General features: G+C 59.0%; 12 protein-coding genes and 2 tRNA genes. 8 read left to right on the forward strand and 6 right to left on the reverse strand.

Annotated features, from left to right (window positions below):
* Positions 1–12: 12 nt before the first annotated feature.
* Positions 13–1,518, forward strand: coding sequence for a mannitol dehydrogenase family protein (locus WNY61_RS06515; protein WP_342850660.1), 1,506 nt, complete (start codon positions 13–15; stop codon positions 1,516–1,518).
* A 7-nt stretch (positions 1,519–1,525) separates the two neighbouring features.
* Here WNY61_RS06515 and arsJ read toward each other — a convergent pair whose 3' ends face one another.
* Genes arsJ through WNY61_RS06530 form a run of 3 tightly spaced genes read right to left on the reverse strand, consistent with a single transcriptional unit; the run spans position 1,526 to position 4,622 of the window.
* Positions 1,526–2,788: an organoarsenical effux MFS transporter ArsJ gene (gene arsJ, locus WNY61_RS06520; RefSeq protein WP_342850661.1), complete on the reverse strand. Its 1,263-nt coding sequence runs from the start codon at positions 2,786–2,788 to the stop codon at positions 1,526–1,528.
* Positions 2,785–3,783, reverse strand: a complete 999-nt coding sequence (locus tag WNY61_RS06525) for an ArsJ-associated glyceraldehyde-3-phosphate dehydrogenase (RefSeq protein ID WP_342850662.1) — start codon at positions 3,781–3,783, stop codon at positions 2,785–2,787. The genes arsJ and WNY61_RS06525 overlap by 4 nt, the downstream gene beginning before the upstream one ends.
* Positions 3,780–4,622: a helix-turn-helix domain-containing protein gene (locus WNY61_RS06530; RefSeq protein ID WP_342850663.1), complete on the reverse strand. Its 843-nt coding sequence runs from the start codon at positions 4,620–4,622 to the stop codon at positions 3,780–3,782. The genes WNY61_RS06525 and WNY61_RS06530 overlap by 4 nt, the downstream gene beginning before the upstream one ends.
* 239 nt (positions 4,623–4,861) lie before the next feature.
* Between WNY61_RS06530 and WNY61_RS06535 the strand changes: the two genes are divergently transcribed.
* The 3 genes from WNY61_RS06535 to WNY61_RS06545 all read left to right on the forward strand — a co-directional run bounded on the left by WNY61_RS06535 (position 4,862) and on the right by WNY61_RS06545 (position 6,721).
* Entirely contained in the window at positions 4,862–4,984 is a 123-nt protein-coding gene (locus tag WNY61_RS06535; RefSeq protein ID WP_342850664.1) for a hypothetical protein, read from the forward strand.
* A 249-nt stretch (positions 4,985–5,233) separates the two neighbouring features.
* On the forward strand, positions 5,234–5,953 hold the full coding sequence (locus tag WNY61_RS06540) for a LuxR family transcriptional regulator (protein ID WP_342850665.1): 720 nt from the start codon (positions 5,234–5,236) through the stop codon (positions 5,951–5,953).
* A gap of 60 nt (positions 5,954–6,013) precedes the next feature.
* Positions 6,014–6,721 (forward strand): SDR family oxidoreductase, encoded by a 708-nt coding sequence (locus WNY61_RS06545; RefSeq protein ID WP_342850666.1) that lies wholly within the window; start codon positions 6,014–6,016, stop codon positions 6,719–6,721.
* Between the two features lie 6 nt (positions 6,722–6,727).
* Here WNY61_RS06545 and WNY61_RS06550 read toward each other — a convergent pair whose 3' ends face one another.
* Positions 6,728–8,533 carry a histidine kinase N-terminal 7TM domain-containing protein gene (locus WNY61_RS06550; RefSeq protein ID WP_342850667.1) on the reverse strand — a complete coding sequence of 602 codons (1,806 nt, stop codon included), beginning with the start codon at positions 8,531–8,533 and terminating at the stop codon, positions 6,728–6,730.
* A 560-nt stretch (positions 8,534–9,093) separates the two neighbouring features.
* On the opposite strand from WNY61_RS06550, the gene WNY61_RS06555 reads away from it, so the two are divergent.
* Positions 9,094–10,482, forward strand: a complete 1,389-nt coding sequence (locus WNY61_RS06555) for an MHYT domain-containing protein (RefSeq protein WP_342850668.1) — start codon at positions 9,094–9,096, stop codon at positions 10,480–10,482.
* A gap of 127 nt (positions 10,483–10,609) precedes the next feature.
* Here WNY61_RS06555 and WNY61_RS06560 read toward each other — a convergent pair.
* Positions 10,610–10,686 (reverse strand) — tRNA-Arg (locus tag WNY61_RS06560).
* A 105-nt stretch (positions 10,687–10,791) separates the two neighbouring features.
* Here WNY61_RS06560 and WNY61_RS06565 point away from each other — a divergent pair.
* Positions 10,792–11,313, forward strand: a complete 522-nt coding sequence (locus WNY61_RS06565) for a superoxide dismutase family protein (RefSeq protein ID WP_342850669.1) — start codon at positions 10,792–10,794, stop codon at positions 11,311–11,313.
* Between the two features lie 220 nt (positions 11,314–11,533).
* Positions 11,534–14,218, forward strand: a complete 2,685-nt coding sequence (locus WNY61_RS06570; protein ID WP_342850670.1) for a Hint domain-containing protein — start codon at positions 11,534–11,536, stop codon at positions 14,216–14,218.
* 312 nt (positions 14,219–14,530) lie between these two features.
* On the opposite strand, the gene WNY61_RS06575 is transcribed toward WNY61_RS06570, so the two are convergent.
* Positions 14,531–14,605, reverse strand: a tRNA-Thr gene (locus WNY61_RS06575).
* 85 nt (positions 14,606–14,690) lie between these two features.
* Between WNY61_RS06575 and WNY61_RS06580 the strand changes: the two genes are divergently transcribed.
* Complete coding sequence (locus WNY61_RS06580) at positions 14,691–14,867, forward strand: hypothetical protein (RefSeq protein ID WP_342850671.1); 177 nt, start codon at positions 14,691–14,693, stop codon at positions 14,865–14,867.
* Positions 14,868–14,869 lie beyond the last annotated feature (2 nt).

Here is a 14,869-nt window from a genome sequence, read left to right on the forward strand (position 1 = left end):
AGGATGTGGATCATGGATAAATTGGTAGACCTCTCGAACGCGACGCTGGGTGATCTCGACATCGCACGCCCCACCTATAATCGCAGCGCCCTGACCCCCGGCATCGTGCATATCGGCGTTGGCAATTTTCACCGCGCGCATCAGGCGTGGTATCTGCACCGTTTGATGCAGAACGGCCAAGCGCATGACTGGGCGATCCTCGGCGCGGGCGTGCGCCCCTATGATGCGGCGATGCGGGAAAAGCTCCTGGCGCAGGACTGCCTGACAACGCTGATCGAACTCGACCCCGCGCAAACCTCTGCCGAGGTTGTGGGCTCCATGATCGACTACCTGCCGATCGAGGAGGGCAACGGCGCCTTGATCCGCGCCATGGCCGACCCGGCCATTCGCATCGTCGGGCTGACGGTCACGGAAAGCGGCTATTACATTGACCCGGTGAGCAAGGGGTTCGACGCTACCCACGCTGATATCGTCCATGACGCGGCGAACCCTGACACCCCGCGCACGGCCTTCGGGGCCATCGTCGCGGCCCTGCGGCTGCGCCGCGATGCGGGGCAGGGGCCGTTCACGGGGCTCAGCTGTGACAACCTGCAAGGCAATGGCGATATCCTGCGCCAAGCGGTCGTGTCGCTGGCGCGGATGTCCGACCCGGCGCTGGCCGATTGGATCGAGACGAACGCCAGCTTCCCCAACTCCATGGTCGATTGCATCGCCCCGGCCACCGGCCCTGCCGAGATTGCGCAGGCGCGGGAGTTCGGCGTGAACGACGCGGCCCCCGTCACGCATGAGGCCTTCCGCCAATGGGTGATCGAAGACGATTTCTGCGCAGGCCGCCCCAACTGGGATCAGGTGGGGGCCACCTTCTCGGACGATGTGCATGCCTATGAAAAGATGAAGATCCGCATCCTCAACGCGGGCCATCAGGTTTTGGCGAACGTCGGTGAAGTGCTGGGGATCGAGACGATTTCGGCCACTATGGCGCATCCGGCGATCCGCGCGATGTTCCACCGCGTACAGGCCGAAGAGATTACCCAGACGGTCGCCCCGGTGCCCGGCATGACGCCGCTGGCGTATCTTGAGCTGATCGAACAGCGGTTCTCGAACCCGCGTATCGTCGACACAACCCGCCGCGTCGCATTTGACGGCTCTGCACGGCACACCGGTTTTGTTCTGCCGATCTTGCGGGATCAACTGGCGGCGGGGCGCTCAGTCTCTGGCTTGGCCTTGGTCGAAGCGCTCTGGGCGCGGATGTGTGCAGGCACGCGCGAAAACGGCAGCGAGATCGTGGCGAATGATCCGATCTGGGATGAATTGCAAGCCGTGGCGCTGGCCGCGCGGGAGCGGCCTGAGGCATGGCTAGAGCAAGACCGCCTTTATGGCGATCTGGCGCAAGTCGACGCCTTCCGTGATGCCTTTGTCGCTTGGCTCACGCTCATCTGGGATGAGGGGGCGGTCGCGGCGATGACCGCCTATACGCAGGACGGTCAAAGCAACGGTCGCGCCAGCAAGGCAGGGTGACCCCCAACTAGCTCTGGTCGGGTTTCAAGAACCCGACCAGCAGCGCCGACAGGGCCACCATGATCGCCGCCGCCCCCAGCATCAGGGGCAGCCCACCAATTTGATAGCTCAGCCCCGACATCAACGTGCCCAACAGCCGTCCTGCGGCATTGGCCATGTAGTAAAACCCCACATCCATCGTCACCCGCTCGGCCTTTGTGAAGGACAGGATGAGGTAGGAGTGCAGGGACGAATTCACCGCAAAGACCGCGCCAAAGGCCAGCAGGCCAACGACCAGCGCCGCGCTAAGCCATGTCTGCGGTCCGTCGCTGAGCAGCGCGGCGAGTGTCAACGCCGCAGGCACGGCGGCGAGCGACCATGCCCAGCCCTTCGCGGCTGAGATCAGGTCTTCCGCCGGGCGGGATTTGGCGCGAAGCAGGCGTGGGGCGTAGATCTGCACCATGCCGTAGAGGATCACCCAGACCGCCATGAATGTGCCGATCATGAAGAAGGCCGCGCGGTTGCTTTCTTCCGTGCCGTCCGAGAGGACCGCGTAGAAGTAGATGGGGATGCCCACCACAAACCAAACATCCCGCGCGCCGAACAGAAACACCCGCGCTGCGCTGAGCCAATTCACGTTGGGGGATTTGGAGAAGACTTCGGAGAACTTCGCGCCCTTGCGCCCCTTCGGCAGGCCAGGCGGCATGGCGGTCAGGACGGCGATCAGGATCAGCGCAAGGATCGCAGCCATGCCCAGCATGGCCCAGACAAAGCCGAGCGTGGCCAGCAAAGCGGCCCCCAGCAGAAAGCCTAGACCCTTAACCATGTTCTTGGACCCGGTCAGCAGCGCGACCCAGCGGAACAACCCGCCATCCTCAGCCGGGGCGAGCAATTTGACCGCGGATTTCGACGACATCTTGGCCAAATCCTTGGCCACCCCGCTTGCACCCTGCACCAGCATGACAAACACCACCGAAGCACCAACCGCCCAAGACGGATCAAGCTGCGCAAGCGCCAGCAGCGCCACGATCTGCAAGCCCAGCCCCGCATAAAGCGTGGATGCCAGCCCAAACCGCGCCGCGATCCAACCCGCCCAGAGGTTGGTGACAACGCCCGCGATCTCATAAAGCACAAAGAGATAGGCCAGTTGCACGGGCGAAAAACCAAGACGATGAAAGTGCAGCAGCACCAACATGCGCAACGCGCCATCGGTCAGCATAAAGGCCCAATAGGCCGCCGTGACCGCGATATAGGCCGAAAGCCCCTCGGGGCGGGTCGCGCTCTGGCTCACAGACTTGCCCCGACCATCAGCGCCACATCGACCAACCGGTGCGCATAGCCCATCTCGTTGTCGTACCACGCATAGATTTTCACCTGCGTGCCATTCACCACCATGGTGGAGGGCGCGTCGATGATGCTTGAGCGGGTGTCGTTGGTGTAATCGGCTGAGACGAGCGGGCGCTCCTCATAGCCGAGGATGTCTTTCAACTCGCCTTCGGCTGCGGCTTTGAACAGGGCGTTCACCTCTTCCACGGTCGTCTCACGCTCTACCTCGAACACGCAATCGGTCAGCGAAGCGTTCAGCAGTGGCACCCGCACCGCATGGCCGTTCAAGCGGCCTTTGAGTTCGGGGTAAATCAACGTGATCGCCGTGGCGCTGCCGGTGGTCGTCGGGATCAGGGAATTCAGGGCCGAGCGTGCGCGACGCAGGTCTTTGGCGGGGCGGTCGACGATGGTCTGCGTGTTGGTCACATCGTGGATCGTAGTGATGGAGCCGTGCTTGATCCGCAGCGCTTCGTGGATCACCTTCACCACTGGGGCGAGGCAGTTGGTCGTGCAGCTTGCCGCCGTGACGATCCGGTGACGCGCGGGGTCATAGACATCATCGTTGACGCCATAGACGATATTGGCCGCGTCACCGTCTTTCACCGGAGCCGAAACCACGACCTTTTTCACGCCGGCATCGAAATAGGGGGCCAGCTTGGCCTCGGTCTTGAAGACCCCGGTGCAGTCGATCACCACATCCACCCCGTCGAGAGGCAGCACGCTCAGGTCGCGCGTGCCGATGAAGGGCAGGCGGGTGCTGTTGATGCTCACGCTGTCAGTGTCATGAGCAAAGTCTGCCTGCCAGCGTCCGTGAACCGTGTCGAACTCCAGCAGATGCGCGTGCATCTCCGGGTCGCCTACGGCGTCGTTGATCCATGCGATGTCCGCCCCATGATCCAGCAGCGGTTTCAGGGCAAGCTTGCCGATGCGGCCAAGGCCGTTGATAGCATAGGTGGTCATGCGGGGTTTCCTTTTTGGTCAGTTTGGCCCGCCGCGTCGAGGGCCTTTTGCAGCGAGATACGGTCGAGCGAGGTAAGCGGCAGGCTGGTAAAGCCCAGCATGCGATTGCGCAGGGTGCCATAGGCTTGCTGGAACGCGAGGCTTTTTTCGGCGTCGGACCCTTCGATCTTCACCGGATCAGGCAAACCCCAATGCGCGCTGATCGGCTGGCCGGGCCAAGTGGGGCATTCTTCGTTCGCCGCCTGATTGCAGACGGTGAAGACAAAGTCGAACGCCGGCGCATCGTCGGTTTGAAATTCAGCCACGTTCTTTGAGCGCAATTGCGATACGTCATGGCCCTTATGCTCAAGCACCTGCACGGCAAAGGGGTTCAAGTCCGACTGTGGCCGAGTGCCTGCGGAGTAAACGTTGAAACGGTCACCTGCGAGGTCGCGCAGGATGCTTTCGGCAAAGATCGACCGCGCCGAATTGCCGGTGCAGATGAACAGGACATTGAACTTGTCATCAGGCATGGGAAGGTTTCCATCTGAAGAGGTGAGGGGGGTGCAAATCTCCGGCCGGCCGCGGCAGCAATCGTTCAGCAGATAGCCGATGGTGTCGCGGGCCGCCTTTAGATCAATTGCATAGCGCAGCGACGTGCCCTGCCGTTCTTGAGTGACCAAGCCGGACTGCAACAGCGCGCCGATATAGGTCGAGAGCGTGTTGGGCTTTAGACCAAGCGCCAGTGCCAGTTCGGTTGCGGGCACGCGATCGGGGTAGCGCCGCATCAGCAGCCGAAAAAGGGCGAGACGCTGCGGATGGCCAAGGATGGCAAGGCGGTTGGGGACTGTTTCTTCCATAATTCGTGAATTACGGAATTAGGTGGATTTGGGCAAGTGATGTTTTTGTAACAGAGATGCGGGCGATAGGATCATCCGGCGCCGCATCGCGATGATTCACCGACCCTGTAAATTCTACCAGCTTTACACAGGCCAGCCGTGGAAATCAGCCGAAGTATGCCGAAAATTTAACCAAACCATAACAAATGCTTAAGGATCGAGGGGGCGAATCTTGTTATTCGTGTTTGCGGCTGCAGTGAATGAAAGCCAGACAAGAGTTGCGTGCTACGGCTGACGCAACCTTTCAGCAGGGCCTGCCATTTGGCTCTGCCGCGGTCCTCGCCATGGAAATCGCGCCCCTGTCCGGTGTTTTGGACGACTGAGTTTTTGTAAGGGGTGCAACGGTTTTCAGGCGGGGGCCGCAATACGCTGCACCGCGCCCAACGCCCCCCCTCGCATAGTGGGGGTGAGTTGCCTCTTTTACTTCGGAAGATGGGGGTAAATATGCAACGCTTTGGCCTGTTTCGCGTATACCGGGAAGGCATTCGCCTCGCCGCATGTTCCCTCACGGGTTGTATCGCCCTATAAAGAATGCTCAATTTAATATCGTTTGAGTAGTTGAACGCCGCCCCATGGTGACCCCCCTTTCCGACCGCTATCTCGACTTGAAAGAGCAGCAGCCAGATCTCAAAACTTCTGAGATTCTCAATGTTTTGGCGCAGGAGATGGGGCTTAACAATCTATCTTATCTTGGGTTTCACAAGGACACCTGCGGCGGCAGTGACCCAGTCATCCATACAACCTATGACCCCGCTTGGCTGGCCCGCTACCAAGAGGAAAACTATCATCTGATTGATCCCGTGGTGGACAGATCGCTTGAGGGCACCCTGCCCGTGGATTGGAGCGAATTGCCCAAAGTCGACCGGATGACACGGGACTTTTTTGGGGAGGCGATGGAGTTTGGCGTGCGTCAGAACGGCGTGTCGATCCCCATTCGGGATCATGTGCATGGCAAGGCGGTGCTGACGCTGAACTCTGATCTGCGCATTCACGAATGGCGCAAATACAAGCGCGGGATCATCGCCGATGCGATCTATCTGGGCTGCCTGCTTCAGAGCGATATGGTGGCTGGTATCACCGGGGGAGAACCGGGGCCGAGGTTAAGCCGCCGTGAAAAGGAAGTGCTGAAATGGGCCGCCGTGGGCAAAACGGCTTGGGAGACGGCGCAGATCATGACTGTGTCCAACAGCACCGTGAACCACCACCTATATAACGCCTGCGCTAAGCTGGACGTGGCCAACAAGACCCATGCGGTGGCCAAGGCAATCCGGGCGCAGCTTATCACGATCTGACGCGGGTCTTTGCAAAACCCGGCGCGTCGCGGTAGGCCGCTGCCAGCATAGGAGAGCGATATGGAACTGCGCGACAAACGTATCTTGGTCACTGGCGGCAGCGACGGGATTGGGCGACACATCTGTCTAAAGCTGGCAGAGACTGGCGCGCGGCTGGCCATTCTGGGCCGGGATGAGACGCGCCTTCAGGCGGTGGCCGAAGCCTGCAAAGCCGCAGGCGCGCCAGAGACCATCGGGCTGACCTGCGACCTCCAAGACCCCTTGGCAATTGATCAGACCGCCGCGCAGGTGGTGGAACGCTTTGGTGGGCTCGATATTCTTATTAACAACGCGGGGATTTGGCACAAGGCCGGGCCGCTCGACACCATTGCACCCGAGATGTTGCAGGCCACAGTGCAGACCAATTTGACCGGGTTAATGCAGATGACACAGGCGACGCTGCCTGCGCTGCGCGACAATGACGAGGCGATCATTCTCAATGTCGTTTCCAAATCCGGTGTCGTGGCGCAGGCGGGGCAGTCGGTTTATACGGCCACGAAATACGGTGTGCGTGGCTTTACCGAAGTGTTGAAGGCGGATGAGGAAAGCACCGGCGTGCGGGTCGGCGGGCTTTATCAGTCGGGCACCAATACAGGCATGTTTGCCAAGGCCGGAGAAGACGTGCCGAACCACATTTTCACTGAACCGGATGATTTGGCCGACGTGGTTGTCTTTGTCCTGTCACGCCCGCCAAAGCTGTGGATTCACGACATCCGGATTGAGCTTTAGAGGCGGTCAGGTGGTTATTTGTAGCGTGTTGTCTTCATCTTGGGGCGCGGGGTTTTCCTCTGCCCCGATGCCGAACTCGACATGGAATATTGATCCGACGTCGACTTCGCTTTCGTAAAACAAGTCTCCCGCCATCTGCCGCGCCAGTTGGCGGGAGATATGGAGGCCAAGGCCGGAACCTTGCGTTGATTTCTGGCCGTCGTCATCAAGCTGTCCAAAGCGACCAAAGACCCTTTCTTCCATCCCCTCAGGAATACCGCGCCCGTGATCGCGGATAGAGATCCGCACGCGGCCTTGGTTGGTCGTCAGTGTGCCCTCCACAGTGTTGCCCACATGGGAGAATTTAACCGCGTTGGAGATCAGATTGTCGACCACTTGCCGGATGGCGAAGGCATCGCCCAAGACGACGGCAGCTTGATCGATTTTACCAATGTCGAGCCGCACGCCACGCTCGTGGGCATACATACGGTTTTCCTCAATGCTGTCGCGCAGCAGGGCAGGCAGATCAACGGGCAGCCACTCAAGCGAAAGTGCCTGAACCTCAAGCTTTTGCACCAAAAGTATATTATCGACCAACCGTGACAGGCGAACGCCGTTGCGGTGGGCGATGTCGAGCGAGGACCGCAATGGTCCTCTGACCTCGCCGAGCTTGCCGCTCAGCGCCAAGGCCAACCCCCCCTTTAATGAGGTGAGTGGCGTACGCAGTTCATGGCTCACAACAGAGATAAATTCATCCTTGGCGCGGTTGGCCTCATCGGCCTCCCTCAGCGCCTGCTCAAGGGCTGTCGTGGTGGCGATCCGCTTGGTCACATCGACAAAGGTAACGCTCCAGCCGATGGCGGGGCCAGCGGGGGCAAGCGGGTTTTCGATGGGGTGAACGCGCGGCTCGTACAGGCGCTCATTGTAGGTAATATGCGAAGAGGTGCCCTTGGCAGTCTGTGCGTCGATCCCGGCAATGAGGTCAGTGCCCCAGTCCGGATCAGAGAGAATGCCGCTGCGCTTTGCCGCCGCGTTTGAACGGACTACTCGGCGCCGCGCGTCAAGCAGGACCAGCGGCTCGCTCATTGTGTCAAACAGGGTCGATTGCCCGACCGAGGGCATGTCCATCGTCTTGTTCGTCACCAGCAACCAAGAAAAGGCGAGAATACCCAAGGTGAACATGAAGGCCGTCGGATCGAGCCCCATCACCGTAAATCCAAAGAACGCATAGGCCGCATTCGCCCCCAGCGGGGTCAACGTAATGACAACCAACATCGTCAACAACGGCCAAGCGGCCCGCTTCGCCCGAAAAAACGCGCGGCCAAGCCAGATGAGCGCCGCCATCACGAAGCAATAAAGTACGGCAAGGACAAGGAAATACCCCGCCCCATGCACAAACGTAGTCCGGTCTGAGCCCGGCAAGATCGCCGTTTCTGAGGTATAGATCAGTTGGTGCGAGCCGTTTGTCGCGGCCAAGCCAAACGCCCCCAGCGGTACAGCTACAAGGGCCAAAAGGCTGATCCGCCGGTGCGCTTTGTTTGAGGGGCCGACATAGTCGAAGATAAAGAATGCCCATGCGACGGGCACCAGACCATGACCCAACCAAGCCAGTTGCGCCTGTTGCATCTGGCAGTCAAAGGCGACTGTTGCAGCTTCGGACCCGACCATTATGAGGGTCCAGATCATTCCGACGAATGTCAGTGCATAGTAAACCTTGCCTTGAAACTGCTGAAATCTGAGCGTCCACAGCGCGACAGCTGCGGCGATCGTACTGACGGCAAGCACGGCCCAATAGACCGGGTCCAGCATCAGTCCTTGAAGACAGGTTAGCATGGCGGATTTACCTATGAGCTAAATACAATGTGCGCAGATCAGCATTAAAATGCGGCGCAAATTAGACCGGGTAGTGGCGCATTGTGGCAGGTAAGCGCAACCCTTGGATGTGAAGGGGGCTATTTTGCACAGGTTGTCTAAGGGCAGGGGGCGGCGATTGAGATGGCATTTGGCTCTGTATGCCCGTCGGGTCCGGTATCCTGTGACAATTTGTTCGGGGATGCGTCTGGCCACAGCAATGAAGCCGCCGCATGTCACATGGTGAGAAATCACACTGCTTTTTGCCGCTCGCATTAGGGCTGGTGCATTTGAGTGCGCAGTGTCGAATTAACGTTAAAAAGAACCCACTCGGACAAGGTTTCGCCGCATTCCTTGCGCAAGATAGTTTGATTATCTTGAGGTTAAAAATGCTTACAGTTGCTCATTCTATGCACTCCAACCACGATACGACTCTGGTCTTGCTTGCAGCGCTTTTGTGCACATTCGGCAGTTGGGTGATTACAAATCTTTACCGGCACGCGCTTAAGCAAACGCCGCGTCAGGCATTGTTGTGGTATTTCATGACTGCCGTCACCTCTGGAATTGCCATTTGGTGCACGCATTTCATCGCCATTCTCGCGTACCAACCCGATGCTCCGGTAAGCTTTGATCTGGGCCTCACCTTCACATCGCTCGTGATTGCAATTCTTGGGTGCACCATCGGCATTTTGATTGCAGGAATGTTCCGCCTGTGGATCACGACCGTCCTCGGAGGGGTGATCTTGGGGCTGTCGATCTCGGCCATGCATTACACCGGGATGGTCGCCTATCGTGTCGAAGGCATAATCCATTGGGATAAAAATTACCTTATCGCGTCTGTCTTGCTCGCGATGGTCTTTTCCACTGCCGCCCTGTTCTTTGGCGCGCAGAACCACCGGTATACCACGCTTAAGATGACACTGGCCTTTGCGCTGGCGATTGTTGGTCTTCATTTCACCGGCATGGCCGCGTTTCACGTGACACCGACGACTTTGATGGGGGGCTACAGCAACCCTGATGAGTTCAAGTTGCTGGCACTGGTGATCGCAGGAACTGCAGCGATGATCGTGCTGGGCGGGCTGTTCACGTATTTCATCGAAAACCGCACACGGATGGAAAACATCGTCGAGCTGCGTCAGGCACGGGATGAGGCGCGCAATGCCAGCCGCGCCAAATCAGAATTCATGAGCGTTCTGAGCCATGAGCTTCGCACGCCGCTGACCATTATCAATGGCTACGCCAGCTTTCTTACGAACCTCAAAGGGCATACGATCGCCAAGCTGAAACCGAACGAGCCGATCTCTAAGGTCCACTTCGATGACCTAGGCGACCAGACCGAGCGTTACGGGGGCCGCATCAAATCGGCAGGCGATCACCTGCTGACGATCATTAATGAAATTCTCGACTACACCAGCATCGAGTTGAACTCGATCAAACTTAACAAAACCTCGTTCCAAGCTGGTGATTTGCTGGCCGAGCTAGAGGAGCAGTTTCAGGGCTTGGCGAAAGAAAAGCAGTCGTTAATCGAGATTGAATTTGATGAGTTCAACGTGTTGGCCGACCGTGGGCGCTGCAAGCAGATCCTGATTAACCTCCTTGGCAACGCGCTGAAATTCTCCTCGGCCTCTAACATCCGCATGCGTGCCAGGATGATCGGAGAGACGTGCCGCCTTGAGATTGAAGACAACGGATGCGGTATGCCGAAAGAAGACCTAGAGCGAATTTTTCAAGCCTTCATCCAAGCCGAAACTGCGACGAAAAGTACGGACGGTGGCACCGGTCTGGGTCTCGCGATCAGCAAAAAGCTTGCCGCGGCGCATGATGGGGACATTCATGTAGAAAGCACTATCGGGGCCGGGACAAAGTTCACCGTGGATTTGCCGAATTGTGCCTTCATCGTAGAGATGGAGAAGGCGCGTGTCGCGGCTTAATTGACCAGAGGGGCGGTGTCGGGCGGGATAGGCTCGACGCCAAAGCTGCCCTTCGGCCAAATCGGAACCGGTCTATCTGGTGGCCTCGCAAATTCTGCTGATGGCCCGTTGTTCGGCCTTGCGAAAATGGCGCTCCCTGAAGGATTCGAACCCTCGACCTGCCGATTAGAAGTCGGCTGCTCTATCCAGCTGAGCTAAGGGAGCACTCGGCCGCTTATAGGGCCAAGCTTTGGGTCGCATCAAGAGGAACCCGACGTGGCCCGGAGGGGTTGTGGTTTCATCTGACATAGAACCCAACGGAGGAAAGCCATGTATCTGCGCAATATCCTACTCGGGGCCGCCTTGGTCACAACTGGCGCCGTAGCGGCGCAGGCCGAAGGCCACATGCAAACGGCGGCGACCGCTCAGGTGGCTGGCAAATCTGACGATATCACTGGGAGCGTTACGTTGAACACGACGGCCTCAGGCCGGACGCTGGTCAAGATTGATGTGACAGGTGTGCCAACAGGGACGCATGGCGTGCACCTCCATGAAACCGGCGACTGCTCTGCAGAGGATTTCACCTCGGCTGGTGGTCATATCGCGGGCGACCATCAACATGGTGTGCTTGTCGAAGGCGGGCCGCATCCGGGTGACATGCCCAACATGGTTGTCGGTGACGACGGTGTGCTTCAGGCCGAAGTGTTCCTTGATCTGCTCGATATCGATGGCATGATCAAAGACGATGACGGTGCTGCCTTTGTCATCCACGACGGTGCAGACGATTACACGTCACAACCCGCTGGTGATGCCGGTTCGCGCATTGCCTGCGGTGTGTTTGAGGCGTCCTAACACAACCTACGAAATGAAATTCAGCACCCCTGTCCGTTGAACCGGGCGGGGGTGTTTTGCGGTTACATATTTGCAACGCTGCTCAAGCCCTCCTAATTTATGTCTCATCTTCGCCATATTTCCAGGCGACATCGGGCTCCTACGAAAACGAAGGTCTTAAGGCCTCGGCATCTATGGGACGCGCGCAGTGGGTTATCAGTTTACCGTCTATGATTGGTCTATGTTTAAGACCCCATCGGATTTGTCAGAAGCCAATCTGACCGGCGATGTGCAGGCCAATGACAGCGCGGCGCGGTACTATGATGCGTCAAAGCCCAGCTGGCTGAACCAAGATTTTAAATTTAAAGGCGGTGACGGCACAAATATCGTCATCAACGACGATGACAGCCATTTCGAAGACGGCTATGTCGAAGAGGGCGGCGCACAGACCCTCGCACAGCCGGTAACGATCAATGGGGTTACCTATCCCGCCGGGGCGGTTCTTGAGAATGAATTCTCTCTGATTGATGCATCCGGTACAGAAGTCTACGTCCTGCGCATTGATGGGCAGAATGTAGGCTTTGTCTACCCGGCTAAGGAGCAACCCAAGGCTGGCGAAAGCTTTTCAGCCACATCCTCTCGCAACGGCGACGCGATGGACAGCGCCGATGGGGAAAGCTCTTCGGTTCGCTATGCCGAAACCGACACGCGGCCCGGTGTTGTTGATGGCACCTCTGGCGATGACAGCATGGATGCGCACTACACCGACGCCGATGGCGACAGCATCGATGACGGGCGCGGTGGCGGTACTAAAGGCAATGACGACGTGGTCTATGGTGGCGACGGTGCAGACAAGATTGATGCGGGCTCGGGCAATGATACCGTCTATGGCGAGGAGGGCCGTGATTACATTCGAGGTGGGGCAGGTGACGACTCACTCGAAGGGGGCGCGGGCAGTGACACCTTGGTCGGGGGCGATGGGGCAGACACGCTTGAAGGCGGCGCATGCAACGACGTGCTCAACGGCGGCGCGGGTGACGATGTCCTCGAGGGCGGCAGCGGCCACGACCACCTTTGGGACGGCGCGGGCAACGACTACGCTGAGGGCGGTGCGGGCGATGATATCTTCTATATGGGTGCAGGCAGTGACACGCTCCATGGCGGCACAGGCATGGACAGTTTCGTGGCCAGTGACGGTTTTGGCAACGATACAGTCGATGGCGGCAGTGGTGATGGCGACCACGATTACATCGATTTTCGCGGCCACAGCCAAAGCGTCGAAGTCACCTTCACTGGGTTCGAGCAAGGCACCGCAAGCGCGGGCCACGATCAAATCACCTTCACCGACATCGAAGCCTTCTATCTGTCCGGGCAATCTGACCGAGTTGACGGTTCTGCCAACAGCGGGGACATGGGGGTCAGCGCCGGCGACGGGGACGATACTGTGCTTGGCGGCTCCGGTGATGACTATATTCTTGGTGAGGGTGGCCACGACCAGCTTGCGGGCGGTGAGGGGAACGACACGATCTATGGTGGCATCGGGGATGATACGATTGACGGCGGGGCCGGGAATGACCGGCTTGATGGTGAGGAAGGCCATGACAGCATCAGCGGCGGCGACGGGGCGGACCTGATCTACGGCGGCGCGGGTGATGACACGCTGCAAGGCGGTGCAAACGGCGACACGCTTTATGGCGGTGACGGCGCGGATACGATTGACGGCGGGACGGGCAATGACCTGATCTACGGTGACGCGGGCGACGATTCTCTAGAGGGCGGCGCGGGGGACGACATCCTTCATGGCGGCGCCGGAGAGGACGTGATCTCAGGCGGCGCTGGCAACGACAAGCTCTTTGGCGACGCAGGCTCGGATCACATCAGTGGCGGCGAGGGAAATGATTATGTCGATGGGGGCTACGGCAACGATTACCTTTCGGGCGATAGCGGGGGTGCGGGCGGTGGCCACGACACCCTAGTAGGCGGGGCCGGAAATGACACGTTGGATGGTGGCGCGGGCAACGATCAACTGATCGGCGGGGACGGCAATGACCTTTTCCGCGTCAGCGAGGGCCATGACACTGTCAGCGATTTTGGTTTCGGAAATACCGGACGCACCGGCGATGGTGATCCCAGCAACAACGATGTTCTGGGTCTGGGGGACTATTACGACAGCCTCGATGAGCTGCGCGCCGACCAAGCCGACGACGGTATACTGAACCAGTCCAACACCCACGACGATGAGGGCAACGCTGTCGATTACACCGACAACGCGCGGTTGGAGCAGAGCTCTCTCACGGTGAAGAATGCCACGCCAGACAGCTATACCTATGACAACACCGGGATTGTCTGTTTCGCCGCAGGGACCGAGGTGCTGACCCCTCAAGGTCCAGTGGCGATCGAGACGCTCAAACCCGGCGATCTGATTGAGACCTTGGACCACGGGCCGCAGCCGCTTTTGTGGATCGGTCAACGTCATGTCAACGATGCCGAACTCACCGCCAACGAAGAGTTGCGCCCGATCCGGATTTCCAAGGGTGCCCTAGGCAACCACCGCGCGATGTTTGTGTCGCGCCAGCATGGAATGATGATTGGGAGTGACCACCTCGTGCGCGCAATCCATCTCGCTCGCGATATGCCCGGCGTGCGCATCGCCCACGGCAAGCGTGAGGTCACTTATGTGCATCTGTTCTTTGCCCAGCATGAGATCATCTTTGCCGAAGGCATCCCGAGCGAGAGCTTCTACCCCGGTCGCACCGCATTGCGGATGCTGTCGCCCGAAGCGCGGGCTACGTTCGACCGCATGATGCCCGCTTTGGCCAACGCGGAATCGGCAGGGCAGGGTGATCCAGCTGAAACCGCTTATGGACCCACCGCACGTCCCTTTGCTAGGTTATGTGACGTGCCGCTCCCCACGCTCGCTGCATGAAACTTTCGTAGGCTCCGCGCTACGGCGCATGCGTCCACGGCCCGTGCGTGACGCAGCGTATCTGGTTACATAAGAGGTACATGGAACTGCTGGAGAGAATTGACCTCTTGCACTCAGACTGGCGCGCAGCGGCGGGCGTAAGTCGAGAGACCATCAGCGGTGCTAGGGGCTGCGTATCCGACGAAGGGGAGGGTTCATGGTGCTGCTGGAGAGAATTGACCTCTCGCACTCAGACTGACGCGCAGCGGCGGGCGTAGTCGAGAGACCATCAGCGGTGCTAGGCGCGAAGTATCAAGCGATGTAAGGGGTTCATGGTGCTGCTGGAGAGAATTGAACTCTCGACCTCTCCCTTACCAAGGGAGTGCTCTACCTCTGAGCTACAGCAGCGCCGTGGGCGGGTGATTAGCCGCAATCGAAAAGGGGCGCAACCCCTGATCTGGACGCTTCGTGCACCCTGCGCTAGATAGGCGGCATGGCAAAGCAAAACGCCCCAGAAAAGACCGCAAAAACGCCGAGCGCTCGTGAGGCGCGGTTGAAGGCTGCGCTGAAGGCCAATATGGGCCGGCGCAAGGCTCAGGCGCGTGCGCGGGCCGAGGATGTGGCGCAGGATACAGGCAATGACCCCGAAGGGTCGGAAAAGGACAACTGAAC

Source organism: Sulfitobacter sp. AS92 (assembly GCF_038900015.1).
Classification (GTDB): Bacteria; Pseudomonadota; Alphaproteobacteria; order Rhodobacterales; family Rhodobacteraceae; genus Sulfitobacter.

Coding starts and splice junctions, on each gene's coding strand:
- WNY61_RS06515 (WP_342850660.1), top strand. CDS start 13: ATGGATAAATTGGTAGACCTCTCGAACGCGACGCTGGGTGATCTCGAC.
- WNY61_RS06525 (WP_342850662.1), bottom strand. CDS start 3,783: ATGACCACCTATGCTATCAACGGCCTTGGCCGCATCGGCAAGCTTGCC.
- WNY61_RS06530 (WP_342850663.1), bottom strand. CDS start 4,622: ATGGAAGAAACAGTCCCCAACCGCCTTGCCATCCTTGGCCATCCGCAG.
- WNY61_RS06535 (WP_342850664.1), top strand. CDS start 4,862: ATGAAAGCCAGACAAGAGTTGCGTGCTACGGCTGACGCAACCTTTCAG.
- WNY61_RS06540 (WP_342850665.1), top strand. CDS start 5,234: ATGGTGACCCCCCTTTCCGACCGCTATCTCGACTTGAAAGAGCAGCAG.
- WNY61_RS06545 (WP_342850666.1), top strand. CDS start 6,014: ATGGAACTGCGCGACAAACGTATCTTGGTCACTGGCGGCAGCGACGGG.
- WNY61_RS06550 (WP_342850667.1), bottom strand. CDS start 8,533: ATGCTAACCTGTCTTCAAGGACTGATGCTGGACCCGGTCTATTGGGCC.
- WNY61_RS06555 (WP_342850668.1), top strand. CDS start 9,094: ATGACTGCCGTCACCTCTGGAATTGCCATTTGGTGCACGCATTTCATC.
- WNY61_RS06565 (WP_342850669.1), top strand. CDS start 10,792: ATGTATCTGCGCAATATCCTACTCGGGGCCGCCTTGGTCACAACTGGC.
- WNY61_RS06570 (WP_342850670.1), top strand. CDS start 11,534: ATGTTTAAGACCCCATCGGATTTGTCAGAAGCCAATCTGACCGGCGAT.
- WNY61_RS06580 (WP_342850671.1), top strand. CDS start 14,691: ATGGCAAAGCAAAACGCCCCAGAAAAGACCGCAAAAACGCCGAGCGCT.